Origin of the sequence: Segatella copri, from assembly GCF_026015625.1 — a bacterium.
Taxonomy (GTDB): domain Bacteria; phylum Bacteroidota; class Bacteroidia; order Bacteroidales; family Bacteroidaceae; genus Prevotella; species Prevotella copri_H.
In genome coordinates this window covers 1,982,554-1,998,444 of the sequence record NZ_JAPDVG010000001.1, presented here as the reverse complement: position 1 = coordinate 1,998,444, position 15,891 = coordinate 1,982,554, and the positions used below count along the sequence as shown (strand labels likewise).

The 15,891-nt window shown below is 43.7% G+C and carries 9 protein-coding genes; 4 read left to right on the top strand and 5 right to left on the bottom strand.

The window, feature by feature from the left end; genetic code table 11:
• Positions 1-53 precede the first annotated feature (53 nt).
• From ONT19_RS08715 to ONT19_RS08700, 4 genes are all read right to left on the bottom strand, one after another.
• Positions 54-2,183 carry a cation:proton antiporter gene (locus tag ONT19_RS08715; RefSeq protein WP_264952691.1) on the bottom strand — a complete coding sequence of 710 codons (2,130 nt, stop codon included), beginning with the start codon at positions 2,181-2,183 and terminating at the stop codon, positions 54-56.
• A gap of 232 nt (positions 2,184-2,415) precedes the next feature.
• Positions 2,416-5,598 carry an efflux RND transporter permease subunit gene (locus ONT19_RS08710; protein WP_264952692.1) on the bottom strand — a complete coding sequence of 1,061 codons (3,183 nt, stop codon included), beginning with the start codon at positions 5,596-5,598 and terminating at the stop codon, positions 2,416-2,418.
• A gap of 19 nt (positions 5,599-5,617) precedes the next feature.
• Positions 5,618-6,673: an efflux RND transporter periplasmic adaptor subunit gene (locus ONT19_RS08705; protein WP_264952693.1), complete on the bottom strand. Its 1,056-nt coding sequence runs from the start codon at positions 6,671-6,673 to the stop codon at positions 5,618-5,620.
• A 445-nt stretch (positions 6,674-7,118) separates the two neighbouring features.
• A complete protein-coding gene (locus tag ONT19_RS08700) occupies positions 7,119-8,339 on the bottom strand; it encodes a dicarboxylate/amino acid:cation symporter (protein WP_264952694.1) in 1,221 nt (406 codons plus the stop codon).
• 236 nt (positions 8,340-8,575) lie between these two features.
• On the opposite strand from ONT19_RS08700, the gene ONT19_RS08695 reads away from it, so the two are divergent.
• The 4 genes from ONT19_RS08695 to ONT19_RS08680 all read left to right on the top strand — a co-directional run bounded on the left by ONT19_RS08695 (position 8,576) and on the right by ONT19_RS08680 (position 13,466).
• A complete protein-coding gene (locus tag ONT19_RS08695; RefSeq protein ID WP_264952695.1) occupies positions 8,576-10,162 on the top strand; it encodes an ATP-binding protein in 1,587 nt (528 codons plus the stop codon).
• A 474-nt stretch (positions 10,163-10,636) separates the two neighbouring features.
• The gene (locus tag ONT19_RS08690) at positions 10,637-10,780 is read left to right on the top strand and encodes a protein tyrosine phosphatase (protein ID WP_153079932.1); all 144 of its coding nucleotides are present in this window, start codon (positions 10,637-10,639) and stop codon (positions 10,778-10,780) included.
• 3 nt (positions 10,781-10,783) lie between these two features.
• A complete protein-coding gene (locus ONT19_RS08685; RefSeq protein ID WP_264952696.1) occupies positions 10,784-11,017 on the top strand; it encodes a type II toxin-antitoxin system HicB family antitoxin in 234 nt (77 codons plus the stop codon).
• Positions 11,018-12,035: 1,018 nt separating this feature from the next.
• Positions 12,036-13,466: a leucine-rich repeat domain-containing protein gene (locus ONT19_RS08680; protein WP_264952697.1), complete on the top strand. Its 1,431-nt coding sequence runs from the start codon at positions 12,036-12,038 to the stop codon at positions 13,464-13,466.
• A gap of 132 nt (positions 13,467-13,598) precedes the next feature.
• Here the strand turns inward: ONT19_RS08680 and ONT19_RS08675 are convergent, their stop codons facing one another.
• A complete protein-coding gene (locus ONT19_RS08675) occupies positions 13,599-15,563 on the bottom strand; it encodes an endonuclease domain-containing protein (RefSeq protein ID WP_264952698.1) in 1,965 nt (654 codons plus the stop codon).
• Positions 15,564-15,891 lie beyond the last annotated feature (328 nt).

Genomic DNA, 15,891 nt, shown 5'->3' with positions numbered 1-15,891 from the left:
AAAGGTCGCCAAAATGCTGGCGACCTTTTTTAGTAGTATCCTCTGTTTTCTCTTTATTTTCTGAATTTCTTAAACCATTGCAGGAATGATTCGTAAGCACTGATCTCTTCCTGATGCTGAGGCTCAGCGAAGGTAAGCTGGTCGCCGTAGGAATCACCATGCTGGTCGGGGAAGATAATCATCAGGTTGGTACCTGAGAAGTATTTCGTTATTTCCTCCGGCAGACGCTCCAGTGCTGTCTTGTAAGATACGGTTCCCTTACGGGCGGTTACTACCACGAACAGGTGATCTGGAGATATCTGCGAAGCCAGCTGTGGCAACTCGTTCCAGTGAATCATCTGGGTATAATCAGCACGCACTTCCGGATGCCGGTTCTTGATATATTCATTGATGAGCGCCAGACTCTCTTCTCTGCCATGAAACTGAATGCGGCAGTCGAGGTTGCCGGCAAGTCGGGCTAGGCGTTCCAGCCAGCGGTAGAAACCCGGCTCAAACTCTGCTCTCGAAGGTACGGCTACCCGTATTCTTCTCAATGTATTCAACGGCTGTCTGATGCGTGCCATGATAATCTGTCGGCTCAATCCGTTGAAGAGACTCTGGTGGAATTCTCCCCAGAACTTCGGCGAAACCTCAGGATGCATGTGCATTCCGATGATAATCTCAGAACATTGGAACTCGTTGAAGGCATGCTTGATGCCGTTGGCGATGTTGGCGGCAATACGAACCTGGGTCTGCGTCATCACATCGGTGGCAGCAGCCAGCTGACTGCAATGTTCCAGAAGTCGTCTTCCCTGTTCCTGGTTGTATCGCATGTCCTTGTCTTCATATACCACATTCAGGCAGATGAGTCCCCTGTTCAGTTTCTGGTTTCTCACCAGAAACGCCAGACTCATCAGGTTGTCAGCATATTCAGGATATTTCACCGGAATCAGAATCTTCTCATCGCTCACCTTCTTGTCGTCTTCCGCATCAGGCAGTTCCTTGTCTCTCAGGATAATCTTCTGCGAAGACCGGTCGATAAGGATGGATGAGATGATGCAGGTAATCAGAATCATCATAACCACACCGTTGAGCATATCATCGTTGACGAGGTAAGTGCCCGGTGCTACGAGCAGATGCATACCCACCATCACCATGGCGATACTTCCGGCAGCATGAGCCGAAGTGAGTCCGAACATCATGTGACCCGAAGAAAGTGGCAATCGGAAACCCAAACAGGCGATATAGGCTGCGATGGCTTTGCCCAGGGTTCCGAAGAAGGCGATGCAGAACACGACCCATAGAATATGACTGCCCTGAAACAGCAGATTGATATTGATCAGCATGCCCACACCTATCAGGAAATAAGGAATGAAGAGGGCATTGCCGATAAACTCGAGGCGGTTCATCAGTGGCGAAACATGCGGAATGTATCTGTTTAATATCAGACCGGCGAAGAAAGCACCGAAAACGCCCTCGATGCCCACTATCTGCGAAAGTGCCGCACTCATAAAGAGCATTGAAAGTACGAAGATAAACTGCATCACTGCATCGCTGTATCTTCGCAAGAACCATCTTGTAAGTCGGGGAATCAGCATGATCATCACGCCACAATAGACAGCAAACTTGAGGGTGAAGAATACCCAGAACAGTATGCCGTCATGCTTGCTGAACGATGCTACCAGTCCGGCAAGCATTATCAGGGCTATGAGCAGCGAAATCATGCTCGACCCCACACTCAGCGTAACGCTCGGTTTCTGTTGCAGTCCGTATCTCGAAACGATAGGATAGGCAATCAGCGTATTGGATGCCATGATGCAGCTCAGCAGGAAGGAAGCCTTGGCAGAGTAGTGGAGCAGCCAGATGCTCATGCCATAGGTGAGGAAGAACGGAATAAAACAGGTGAGCAGACCATAGATAAGCAGTCGCGACTTGTTCTTTTTCATGCCTTCCATATCCATCTCCAGGGCAGCGAGGAACATGATGTAATAGAGTCCCACCTTTCCGAAGAGTTCAAACGAAGAGTCGCGCTCCAGGATATTCAGTCCGTATTTGCCTATGAGCACACCTGCCAGCACCATACCGATGATGTGCGGGATACGGAGTTTACCCATGATGATAGGGGCAAAGAGGATGATGAGGAGCACTACGAAGAATATCAACGTAGGGTCTGTGATAGGGAAGTATTGAGCGATATGGAACATAGGCTTTCTCCTTTTTTGTTATACTTAAAGAGGGATTTCTGCATCAGCATTCATCCCTCCCTTTCTGTTTTTGACTGCAAAAGTACGAATAAATCTTGAAAGCACAAAGTTTTTCTGCCCTTATCCTACTATCATGGTGACATTTTTGCAATTTGTGAACCCGAAAACGGGTGCACCGATGCCTATTGGCATCACAACCGATGAGAACGAAGTGTTTAATACACAGGGGTAGTTACTGCTTCCTCAAACTATACTTGCCGTGCTTGTCGAACACGAGCCAATAGAGCACAGGCAGGATGGTGGCGATGAGTACCATCGAGATAAGCGTACCGAAGAAGATAACGGCTCCCATTGGCGACCACAGCGTATTGTTCTCTACCATCATAGGCAGTACGCCTACCGAGGCGGCTGCCGATGTAAGGAAGATAGGGCGCATGCGGCGCTCGCCAGCCTGAAAGGCGGCTTCCTTTACCGATAACCCCTTGTCGCGGCGCAGTTCCTCGGCATAGTCGAGCATGATGATGCCGTTTCTTACCAGGATACCCATCAGGCTCACTATGCCTAATATGCAGGTAAGACTCACGTCGAAACCCGTAACCAGAAGGCCTATCGCTGCACCGAAGATGCAGAGCGACATGGACGAGAGATTCACCAGTGCCAGACTGATGCGCTTGAAATGGAAGAGCAGGATGAAGAAGATGATCAAGGCTGCTATCATCACGCCCGATGTAACCTGAGGAAGGGTTTCGGCATCCTTTTCTGCCATACCGCCAATCTCCCAATCAAGACTGGAATCTAGCGGGAGTTTGGATACTTCCTGCTTCAGTTCGTTGGCCAATCGGTTGGCATTGAATCCCCTTAAAGGTTCACCTATGATAGAGATGGTACGCACGCCGTTTCTGCGTATGATGCTGCCGTCGTGCCAGTCGGGCGAAATCTTAGCCAGCTGGCGGAGTGGAACGCTCGATGTTCCTCCCATCACGGGGATGTATTCATTGGCAAGGTCGCTGTCGTTTTCCGATTTCAGAACCATCTTCACCGGATAGTCGCCTTCCCAAAGGGTGGCCATTGGGATGCCATCGCCAAAATGAATGGCAAGGTCGGCAGAGAGTATGGTCTTGTTCACACCCAGCCGGTTGGCCTCGGTAGCATCTGGAGTTACCCTGATGCCAGGCAGGGGCTCTTCGTAGTTGGTACGAATCAGGTTGATGCCTTCTATCTTGTGCATGCAGGCTTCTATCTTCCTGGCGGCAGCCTTCAGGTCGCCCATGCTGTCGCCGCTCACTCTTACTTCGATAGGGTAGGTGGCGTTGTTGTAATCCATCTGCTTGAAGCGGATGTAGCAGTCGGGAAAATAGTTGGAGTATCGGTCGGCATATCGGTCGAGTACCTCTTCTGTGGCATCGTTATCTACCGTATTCACGATAAACTGTGCAAAGTTCTCACCGCCAATCTGTGGCGCATAGGTGGTGTGGAAACGGGGTGAACCCTGACCAACAAACGTGGTTACAGCTGTTACCTGCGGGTCGCGCTGCAGAATGTGGGCCATAGAATCTGCCACCTGTGCGGTTCTTGCAGCGGTGGTTCCGCTAGGCAGATAGAACTCTACGGCAAACTGGTTTCTCTCGGCGATAGGCATCATTCTCTGCGGAAGATGTACGAAGATGATGGCTCCGGTGCTCACCAGCATGATGCCCACAGCGAGGGTGGTGCGTGGAAAGGCGAAACAGCGTTTCAGCAACCAGGTGTACCCCATCTGCAGATAGTCGAGCGGCTTTTTGCGGGCGTTGGGCTTGTGCTGGCTGCTGATGCCCTGGTGAATCACCATATACTGTAAATAAGGTGTGAGCAGCAGCGAAACCATGAGCGAGATGCTCAGGATGATGAACATGGCCCAGGGGAATGATTTTACGAAATCGCCCATGTCGCCATGCATGGTAAAGAGGAATGGAAAGAAGGTGAGCGAGATGCTGAGCGTGGCAGAAAGCACCGACATGAAGAACTCTCTAGGAGCGGCGATGGCTGCATGCCAGCGCGACATGCCATGGCCCAGCTTCTCCATGTAGTTGTCGATGATAACCACGGAATCATCCACCACCATACCCAGTGTTACGATGAGGGCAGCCAGTGTAACGGTGTTCAGCTCCATGCCGAAAAGATAGAATATGCCCAACGACGAGAAGATGGTGATAGGGATGCTGAGGGCTGATACCTCTGCTACGCGGCGCGGCATGAGCAGGATGACCACGATGATGACGGAGATGACCGATATGAGCAGCTCACGCAGGAAGTTTAGCACCGATTCGCTTACCACCTTGCTCTGGTCGGTAATGGTATTGATGTGTACATCGCCGGGCAGGGACTGTTCAAAATCATCCATCATCTTGTGTACGTCTCTTCCCATCTTCACGATGTCGTTTCCCGGTCGCATTTCAATGGATAGGAGCACGCATTTGTTGCCGTTGCTCTTGATGTATTTATTCAGTTTCGGATATTCTCTTTTAATCTGTGCGATGTCCTTCAGGCGCACTATGTTGCCCTTGGGGTCGGAATATACGATTTGTTCTGCCACATCCCGCTCGTTGTTGTAGGAGTCGGTGATGTGGATGGGCAGGTTGAGGTTGCCCATCTCCAGGTTTCCGCTCATGGTGGTGAAGCCCTGCAGGGCAAGGTCGTTCAGAATCTTATAGGGGCCGATGCCGTATTTGGCCAGCTTGTTCTGGTCCAGGCAGATGCTTATCTGTTCGTTTTCCAGTCCGTAGGTTCGCAGGTTCGAGATGGCATCAATGCGGCGCAGTCTGTCCTTCAGCTGGTCTATGTATGTATTCAGTTCCCTATAGGTTTTCTGCTTGCTTTCCATCGTGATGAGCAGGGCAGAGGTATCGGCGATGTCATCCACAGCCTGCAGGGCAAGGACACCCGTAGGAAGGGAGCTCTTGAAGGCCTGTAGGCCATGCTTGAACTTGCTCCAGAAGGCATCCCGGTCCTCCACGTCGTCGTTGAGTTCCAGGAACACGATCAGCATGCCGTCCTTACTCTGGGTATAGGTCTTTTTCTTGTTCACCTCCTTGTATCCGAAGATGAAGTTCTCCAGCGGTTTAGTCACCCGTTCTTCCACCTCTCCGGATGTAGCGCCCGGATATACGGCTACGCAGGCACCCTGCCTGATGGTGAATTGCGGCATCTCCTGCTTGGGCATGATGCAGATGCCGAGTATGCCTAGAAATACGAGCATGCCCATCAGAAGCATCACGATGTTGTGGTTGCACATCGCCGACTCGATGAACGAGCGCTTGATGATGCGGTTGGGCTTCCTGGTGATGCGTGCCTTGATGTGGTCGCGAAGGGCGGTGTCTCTCTCCGGCTTTTTGGAATCCTCCGGTTTGTTTGTCTCTAGCCTTGTCTCTTGATTCATATCTTTTCCCTCCACTTTTTTATCGGTTATCGCTTTTTGCTGTATCTACATTCATTCCTTCCGAAACTTTCTGCTGGCCATTGATGATAACCTGGTCGCCAGCCTTCAGTCCCGAAAGGATGACGATGCCGTCGCCTTCGAAATCGCCGGTAGTTACGGGTTGCTGATGTGCCTTTCCGTTTACCACGGTCCATACGAATCGGGAGTTATCTACATCCAGTTCAATGCTTTGTGGCGGAACGGTGATGTGGGATGGGGTAGCAGCGCTACCCTGCACCTGGGCGTTGCATACCATGCCTGGGAGCAGACGGCCCTGCGGATTGGTGATGCCCACCTTGACATCGTAGGTATGCGAGATGGGGTTGGCATCGATGCCTTTTTCTGAAATCGTTCCCCGGAAAATGGCACCCGAAAGAGCGGCTACCGTCAGTTTCACCTTGTCGCCCACGTGCAGATGAGATATTTCAGCTTCGGGTACGGATATCTTGGCGTTGACTTGTGCCACATTGGCGAGTTTCAGCACAGGCTGTCCGGGGAGCACGTAGGTTCCCAAGTCCACGTTCTTGGCAGCGATGACACCTGCAAAAGGAGCTGTGAGGGTAGAGTGGGAGAGTTGCTGGCGGGCGATGCTTTCAGCCGCCTTTGCCTGTTCCAGTTTGCTTTCTATCTCCACCCATTTCATATCCGAGATGGTTCCCGACTGGTGCAGGGGCAGGAATCTTCTGTAGGCATCCTGCGCCTGTTTCAGGGTGGTGAGTGTTGCCCGGTGAGCCTCCTTCACGGTGGTAGGGTTGATGGTGGCGAGCAGCTGTCCCTTGCTCACTCTATCTCCTTCTTCCACCCGTATGGAAGTGATGTTTCCGGCTATCTCGAAACTGAGTGTAGATCCCATCTTTTCCTCGATGGTTCCCACATAGTCTTTCGTTCCCCTCAGGTTTGTATTCCCCACGGAGATAGTCTCAACTTTCACGTTTTTCTTCTCTGGCTTGCTGGATTTTTCGGTGCATCCCGCCAGCATCATACAGCTGATAATGAATGCGACAAGCCATCCCGTTATAACATCTTTCTGTTTCATATTGATTACATTTTGTTGTTTTTTGAAAAGATAATGCAAAGGTATGAATTTTAGCTGAATGCATGGGGAAAATAGGATTAAAAAAGATAAAAAAAACAGTTCTTCTTCTTTTACTACGATTTCCACGCTGTTCATAGTTTCAATCACGTCTTTCATGGAAACTACGTCTCTGATGCATCCAACCGAACAATCTACACCTTAGACCGAGGGTTGAGTCGACTTGCTCACAAAGCTCTTGGCGACTATGGACCACTTGGTGTAAAGGTAAGCAACGATGATTTCTTGCAGTAATGACCCCAAAGGTACAAAAAAAGGCTAGTCCATTACCAGGACTAGCCCTCCGTTTTAATTATTTTCTAGGGTGCAATGAAATGTCATCCAGAAAGCTGCTTAGCACGTTATGAGTGATTACTTTACCTCAATGTGCTTAACATCGTCTTTTTTTTCAAGTGGACTCTTTCTTCAAGTCCTTATCCACCATGGCACAGACACAGGAATCAGACCATACGTTTTCTGCCGTTTCAATCATGTCGATAATGGTATAGATTGGCAGGATGATGCCCATGATGCCGATAGGAGCATTGATACCGGACATCAGAGATAGGGTAAGGAAATAACATCCCATCGGTACTCCTGCATTACCCACTGCTGAGATAACTGAAATGAAGAGCCAGAGAATCATCGTAGTCCAAGGTAAAGGCATTCCTCCATTTTGCATCAGGAATAAGGAGGTTACGAGGATAAATGCAGCGCAACCATTCATGTTGATGGTAGTACAGATAGGTAATACGAAGCGGGAAACCTGATTGGAAACTCCCAGCCTGTCTTCTGCTGTCTGCATCGTTACCGGCAACGTAGCAGCAGAACTCTTTGTAAACAGAGCCATTAATACTGCCGGCATCATCTTGCCCAGTGTACGCACAGGATTCAAGCCTCTTGCCAAGAGGAAGAGCGGGAGGATGATGAAGAATTGAATGACATTACCTCCCAGGATAACAGCTACGTACTTTCCTAGAGAAGCCATCACGATACCCGCAGAGAACTGGGCTGAGAGTTGTGCTGCAAAGGCAACGATACCCAGAGGCAGAGCCCAGATTAATCCATGAATCAGCATGAAGAGCAAATCCTGTAATCCAAACAATCCCTTCATCACGACTTCTTTCTTATCGCTTGATGGCATCTTGGCCAAAGCAATACCTGCTGCTGCCGCCAAAATCAATATAGAGAGTACATTTCCTTCGGCAAACGGCTTGATGATGTTGTTGGGTATTACCCCAAGAATATGGTCATAATAGCTGGTTTCTCCCAGCTTTTGGGGAACATCCGCCATACCGCTCTGTACCAAGGCTGTAGGTAAATTGCCTGGAGAAACGATGTTGTAGAGCACCAGTCCCACTGCTGCAGCTGCTATCGTTGTGAGCAGGGTGTAGGTGATGGCGTGGCGGAATATCTTACCGGTATCTGCCTGGTTGCCCAAGGATGCCAGGGTTGTGATAACTGCCAAGGCTATGGTTGGTACTGCCAGAAGCTGGAATAAGCGGGTATAGACCGTGGCTATGAAGTTCATCAGACCATCCAGCCAGCTGATGCCGAATATCCCCAAGATGGCGCCTACTATCAAAGCGCCAATCCATAGTACCAGCTGCCGGGTTTGCTTATTCTTCACTCCTTTTTGCTTACTGCAGCCAGCATTGCTATCTGGCTGTCTATTTCCAATATTATTCATTGTTTCTACCATGATTTTAAACTATTATTTTCAAAAGGCAAAGGTATTATTTTTTTTCCTTGTCAACAATCCCACAAATATGGTATTTTGCAATCTCGTTATTTTTTTCGGGCTATTCCTTTGCTTGTATCATTATTTTTTGTAACTTTGCCGAAAGAATTTAAAAAGGCAGCAATATGAAATATCCTATAGGAATACAAGACTTCGAACAAATCATAGAAGGTGATTATGTTTATCTCGATAAGACGGCATTGGTCTATGACTTAGTGACTAATGGTAAAATATACTTTCTGTGTCGTCCTAGACGATTCGGAAAGTCGTTGCTCGTATCTACCTTGAAATGCTATTTCGAGGGTAAGAAGGAACTTTTTAAAGGGCTTGCCATCGACAAGCTGGAGAAGGAGTGGAAGCAATATCCTGTGTTTCATCTTTCTTTTGGTGGTCAAAACTTTGTAGAGCCTTATGCGTTAGACAAAGTGTTGGAGGAGTTTGTTGCCATGGCAGAACGTATCTATGGGCGTGAGGAGTTGGCCGAGACTTTAGGTAGTCGCTTTAAGGCTGTGTTAGGGAATGCTCATAAGAAAACAGGAATGAGAGCTGTCGTACTCATTGATGAATATGACAAGCCTTTGCTTGATGTGATGGATATGGATATTTCTGTGCAGAATGAATATGGAAAGATGACTTTGGAGGATTATAATCGTAATCTGCTCAAAGGCGTATATTCTGTGTTTAAGGAAGCTGATGATGACCTGCAGTTTGTTTTACTCACGGGTGTCACAAAGTTCTCGCAGGTAAGCGTGTTCAGTGGTTTCAATCAGCCTAACGACATCAGTATGGACGAGCATTACGAGGCACTTTGTGGAATTACGGAAGATGAATTGTATTCTACCTTTGATGAACAAATCAAGGCGATGGCCGTGAGATACAAGACGACGGAGGAAGGGATGAAATACAAACTGAAGAGGAAGTTTGATGGTTATCACTTCAGTCCCAATATGCTTGATATCTATAATCCTTTCAGCATCTTGAATGCTTTGAGTAAGAAGATCCTGGCAGATTATTGGTTCCGCACCGGTTCGCCAACTTATCTGGTTCGCCTATTGTCTCATTTTGATGAGAACATTAATGAGATGGTGAACAGGTTTTATCCTACGAGTAGTTTTATCGACTACAAGGCAGATGTGGAAGCACCGTTGCCTATGATTTATCAGAGCGGTTATCTCACCATTAAAGATTGGAATATGGATACCGATTCCTATCTTCTGGATTTCCCGAATGATGAAGTGAGGAGCGGTTTCCTGACGTTGGTAGCTTCCAGTTATCTGAAGCCATCGAAGTCAACGGATGCCTGGATTATTCAGGTAGTAGATGTGATGTCGAAGGGAGATTGCCATCAGTTGGAGAATCTGATGACTTCCTTCTTTGCCAGCATTCCTTATAACCAGCGTCGTAAGGACGATGAACGCGAGAAGGAACGTTACTTCCAATACACCTTTTATCTCGTATTGAGAATGATCAGCTGCTTCACGGTCTTCATCGAAAAGCAGCAAAGCGAAGGTAGGGTAGATTGTGTGGTTGAGACTCCGAACTATATCTACATCTTCGAGTTCAAGCGTGATGGTTCGGCAGAGGAAGCTCTGAAGCAGATAGAGGATATGGGCTATGCCAGGGAATATGCAGCAGATGGCAGAAAGATTTATCAGATAGGCTGCAACTTCTCGTCGAAGACGGGAACCATTGATGGGTGGAAAATGAAGTAAGTAATCCGTAAGAATATCCCGAAGATGTAGTGATGTGGCGTTGTTAAGAATGAAACTTTTTTACATTAGCTTGCCTGAGATTCTCGTATTTTCAGATGCTTATTGTTTCTTTGAGAATATCACAAATATGAGGAGAATAGAAACTCGTTGATAATCAGATATTTGTGATTTCTTGACAAGATGGTACCGTTGAGGAAAATCTATAGTTGTACGACTATAACCCCTATAGTTGTACAACCATAATTCTACAGTTGTACAACCATAGCATGTATAGTCGTACAACTGTAACTTTATAGTCGTACAACTATAGGTCTTATTCTTAATATAGAGCAGAAAACAAGGATTTCCAGCCTCTCAATCCTCTTGTTTTTATCGCTAGATTCAAAACTTGCAGGTATATGAATTTTGGTTATAAATATTGACGGGAGGTATTTTTGCAATTGTAATTTGAACTAAAAAAAGGAGGAATAAAGAATGAATACAACAAAGTTAACAAGAGAAGAAGCGTTGCGCCGTTGGAATGCTTCTAAGGAAACCAAGCGTAAGATGGTTGAAAAGCTAGAAACCTTGGCAAGAAATAGCTGTCTTGAACGGGGAGATTTGGAAAATTTAAAGTAGTACATGATGGAAAAGGTTATTGTTGACGTTGCGTGGTGCGACAGAAATTATGGCGGTTCTCTTGGTAGTAATGTACCTGGAGCGGTGGTTTTTACAGCGCCAACTTTTGAAGCTTTGCAAAAGGAGGCAAAGGAAAGTCTGGAGTTTCATATTGAAGGCCTTATGGAAATTGGGGAAGATGTTCCCGAATGGCTGAAGAATGGGGATTATGAGTTTGAGTATAATATTATAAGATAAGATCAATTGTGTGTCTGATTTAACAAAGAGGGTGTGTCATAAGTTAATGATTCACCCTTTTTTGTTTGTTGGAATGTTGCTGATATGTTGTTGGAAAACATAGTATAAGTTGTTAGAAAAGATAGTATATGTTTTTGAGTTAGTTAGTATCTCCGGTCGCACAACAGCTGTTGTGCGCTTGCATATCAGCTGATATGCGTTTGCACAACAGGTGATGTGCATGCGTAGGTCAACTGTTATGCGCCAACTGTAATTTAGACTTATGACGCCTCCTCTTTGTCATTTGATACATACAGAATGGCATTTCATACAAGGTAGGTTTTGATATTTGGAGGATAGAAAAGTTTGAGGTATATAGGCATCGGAGCCGTCATGAAATAGGAATGTGGAAGTGCTATCTTTTTGGCAGTGGCGCCATCCGATGCCTTTTTCTTATCCTTTTCAGAAAAATCAAGTTCTTCCGATAAAAAAGTGGCTAAAAGTTTGGCAGTATCAAGAATATTGCTTACTTTTGCGGTCAGAGTTGGAGTAGACGGAAAAGAATGGCTGCGATGAAGACTCAAATGAATGAGCGTATTGAACGTTAGTCTTGAAATAGAGATGTGGAAATTTCAAAATTCAACTATGACGAACTGCAATACGGCTCACGCTAGGGGATTATTGTATTCTTTTCTCTTTAAGGGGAAGGTATCGATATACCTTTTGGCGTGGGCTATTGTTAGTTGCTAGTTGAAAGGTCTTTCCACAACCTCTATTTCGGCGACAGAACAATAGTCCCACGCCATTTCATTTAAATTTAGTTACTAATGCAACTTCTGGGAACAAGTTGGGAATCGAGGTATACTTATGGTATTGGAAAAATATATTATGTCAACATTCAATCCAACCATTTGGATATTCGTTATTGAATAATCTGATATTGTTGAATTAGTAAAATATTTATTTATGGGACATTTTACGTTTAAAAACGGACAGGCTAAGCCTATCAGCCCACAACTCTTTTAAGAGCTTTATTATTATGGTGGTTATGCTCGTTCTGACCACTAGTAGTGCATTTGCTGAAGAAATAGATGGTCTAAATTACAAATTAGATTCAGAGACAAAGACAGCAATACTCATACCTAAAACGAATGGAAAATATGCTGGAGATATTGTTGTTCCTGGAAAAATAAAAGGCACAGATGGAGCGGAATATTCTGTTGTAACTTTAGGAGCAGAATGTTTTAGTGCCTGTTATAACTTGAGTTCCATCACAATTCCTTCAACTGTAACGGTAATTGGTGTTCGTTGCTTCAAGGAATGTGGTAGCTTAACTTCTATAGTCATTTCTTCATCTGTTACATCATTGGGGTATGAATGTTTCTATGGTTGCAGTAGTTTAGTTTCAATAATTATTCCCTCATCAGTAACTTCTTTGGATTGGAGTTGTTTTTGGGATTGCAAAAGCTTAACTTCAATAACCATTCCGCCATCTGTAACATCGTTGAGTAAAGCTTGTTTCTATGGTTGCAGTAGTTTAGTTTCAATAATTATTCCCTCATCAGTAACTTCTTTGGATTGGAGTTGTTTTTGGGATTGCAAAAGCTTAACTTCAATAACCATTCCGCCATCTGTAACATCGTTGAGTAAAGCTTGTTTCTATGGGTGCAGTAGTTTGACTTCAATAACCATTCCTGCATCCGTAACATCTATTGGTTCTTTATGTTTTGCGTATTGCACTAGTTTGACTTCCATTACTATTCCCGCATCAGTAAAATGGATAGGAGAATATAGTACCTTCATAAACAGTGTAAAACTTAATACAATTTTTTTTAAAGGTGTACCACCAACATGTGATTACTCTAGCATGGGGTTGTCAAACTATATAGGAATAAAAGTCCCAGCGGAATATCTTCAGGATTCTAAGAAAACTTTCGGCTCTGATTTTATTAATATATCTGCCTGGAATCCAAACGAATCTGGTGATGACGATAAACCTGTTACCCCATGTGCCACTCCATCAATCTTTTATGGTGCAGGAAAATTAAAGTTCTCTAGCGAAACAGCAGGAGCAAAGTATCACTATACTATCAGTGATAAGGATATGGCTACAGATGCACTTTGCGAAGACGGTAATGTATCTCTTTCAGCAGCTTATGACATATCTGTATATGCAACAGCTGATGGCTATTCTGCATCCGAAAAGGCTAAGGCAACACTATATTGGGTCAATGCCAACCTGGAAATACAACCAACATCTATCAGGCTAGAACCCGTGGCGTTGTGGCTTCCGCTCATGATGGCATCGTCTGCATTTCGGGTCTTGATAATGGCGAGGTGGTTAAGTTTTATGCAGCTGATGGCAAGCTTATCGGCTCATCTTCTGCCGTTGACGGTACCGCATCCTGCGCTGTATCAGAAACCATGGTTATTGCAAAATTTGGTGATAATACAATCAAGGTTGCAGTAAAATAAACTATTGTAGATAAAAAATAAAGAGTTTGATGCACTGAAAATGTGCGTCAAACTCTTTATTTGAATTCGTACTGCCTGCGTCTTGGTTTATATGTTAAAGATGGGGTCCTAAAATCACATTTTATTTCTATCTATTTTTTAGCATTATAAAATAACGCAAGATTCTTCGCCACCAAGATACTTTTTTGCCTGTTTGGGCAGAAAATGATAATTCTTGTACTTCTTCCCTTTGCAAGTCTGACTCATTCTGAGATTTTATTTCCGCTCTAACACGTTTTTCTGATTCTGTCAGTTGTTTTGGGAATGTTTCACCACTATTTGGGACAGACTTTTGCACAATGTCTAAACCTAAATATTTCGACCTCTCATTTGCTGCTATCATTTGACGGGCCTCTTCAAGTGACCAATGTCTTTCGGAGACAATTTGTTCATTTAAAGGTTTTTTTTCAGGCAAATACGTAGAATCAATTGATGACAAAACATCTTCGACTACTTTTAAACAACCTTTAGGATAAAGTGTAATCTGTCTCTCTGAAAAACGAATAACAATCCACCCATGGTCAACAAAATATTTATTCCTCTTTTGGTCATTATCACATTCGATATAATGAATTGGTTCGTTATTAACAGAATAAGGTTCGTCAATCTCTATATCAATATGAACATGAGGATGTCCCTGATGAACAATAGCAATATCGGGTTCATAACATAAGTCTCTGTCATTTACCAAACCAATATCAGATCTGACCTCATAAGGATCTTTTATGAATCGAGAAAGCATTTTTTCAAATGAATCTTCTTGAATTCCACGATTGTAAACTCTTTTTTGTATTCTATAGGGCATGATTGGTGTTTCCATAATAGGTAAGCATATAAAAGGATACATACTGTAGGAAGAGTACTTATCATACCTAACATTAAAATCAACATATTCAATAGATGAGGTTGACTCAGAAACTGATTTTGAAAAATCACTATTTCTGAATCTATGGCGATATTCTTCTAAATCTATATCCTCAACATATATGTCATTTATTTCTGATTCTATAGCCTCTGGTGTTGGTTTATATTTCTTCTCTTCTATCTGCATTCTTTGATATATTGGATCATATCCTTTAATATAAACCCAATTACCATATTCGTCAACTTTCGATACTAAACAAAAAGCCCACACTTGAGAATCTTTATAATGATAACCATATTTATCTGTCCTAATCTGACGATTCTCACCTATTATTTGATAACTAGGTTGAAAAGAAAGATTACAAAAAATATTATGTCCCCATAAAATGCCCAGTGGTAAGCCTTCACTATTATACTCGGGAATATTTACAGAACGACCTTGGTATGGTAGTAACTCTGAAGCCCAAACAGAGTCACATAGTTCATAATCTATAGTGTCAGGTTCATATACACAATGCTCATTATAAAGGTTTACACGAAAATGTTTTCTGTCTGGTTGAACTCGAACATTATATAGTTTATATACACTTTCACTTTGTAACTTCTTATTTTTATTACTCTTATCAGACATACTTTTATCAAATTCCGAGCGAGAAACACAAGGAAATGATGTTGCAGAAAACGGTAAATAATAGCGTTTACGTATTCTATCGGCAATATCTGCTAAACATCTTCTATCATCACGAGCGCAAAATACAGATATTTCAGTATAGACTATGGGGAGTAAATCATTAAGAGAAATAGGACCATTTAACGTCATTCCATCAGGAATTTGTCCAGTATAAAAGTCTTCATATTCTACAGCATTATATTTTACAGTTCTGATACCGCTGTAGAAATTATTGAATTTTCTCACGTATTTTCCATTAAGAATAAATTTAGATACGTTACCATAGATAAAACGTAATTCCTCAGGTAACAGCACACAATTATCTATTTGAAATTTTAGGTTATTGCCATGAATGTAGTCTTTAAACTTCGTGACATAAGAATCATCTAAAATTTCAGCTAATATTGGTCCTTCTAAAATATGCTCTGTACTCTTAACTACAGCTAATATGTAATCAGATATAATGCCATTAAATAAGCCTTTACAGAGCCTTAATTTAAATATTTCAAACTTCTCCATAAAAGTAAATCTATTTTTTCTCTTGACTATAAACTTCTCCAACCATAAGAATAATCAGATTTTCTGTTTGGCAACCTGCCATTAACTGACCATTGCGAATAATCTGTTCGTAAGCCAATCATCATGAAGTTAGCGGACAATCATATCCGTTTTGTCGGTAAAGGTACAAAAAATATTGATACGTTGACTCTTTTTTCTTAAATATCGACTACAAAAGTACAAATTTTCTGGATTTCCTATCTGCACAGCAACAAAAATGCCATCAGATTATCTGATGACCTGCCGATTTAAAATTGTGTTTATTGTATCAATAGTTCGTTAATAATTC

What these genes read in the sequence shown, in the direction of transcription:
- ONT19_RS08690 (WP_153079932.1), top strand. Translation starts at nt 10,637, where the DNA reads ATGAATACAACAAAGTTAACAAGAGAAGAAGCGTTGCGCCGTTGGAAT.
- ONT19_RS08685 (WP_264952696.1), top strand. Translation starts at nt 10,784, where the DNA reads ATGATGGAAAAGGTTATTGTTGACGTTGCGTGGTGCGACAGAAATTAT.
- ONT19_RS08705 (WP_264952693.1), bottom strand. Translation starts at nt 6,673, where the DNA reads ATGAAACAGAAAGATGTTATAACGGGATGGCTTGTCGCATTCATTATC.
- ONT19_RS08675 (WP_264952698.1), bottom strand. Translation starts at nt 15,563, where the DNA reads ATGGAGAAGTTTGAAATATTTAAATTAAGGCTCTGTAAAGGCTTATTT.
- ONT19_RS08710 (WP_264952692.1), bottom strand. Translation starts at nt 5,598, where the DNA reads ATGAATCAAGAGACAAGGCTAGAGACAAACAAACCGGAGGATTCCAAA.
- ONT19_RS08680 (WP_264952697.1), top strand. Translation starts at nt 12,036, where the DNA reads ATGGTGGTTATGCTCGTTCTGACCACTAGTAGTGCATTTGCTGAAGAA.
- ONT19_RS08715 (WP_264952691.1), bottom strand. Translation starts at nt 2,183, where the DNA reads ATGTTCCATATCGCTCAATACTTCCCTATCACAGACCCTACGTTGATA.
- ONT19_RS08695 (WP_264952695.1), top strand. Translation starts at nt 8,576, where the DNA reads ATGAAATATCCTATAGGAATACAAGACTTCGAACAAATCATAGAAGGT.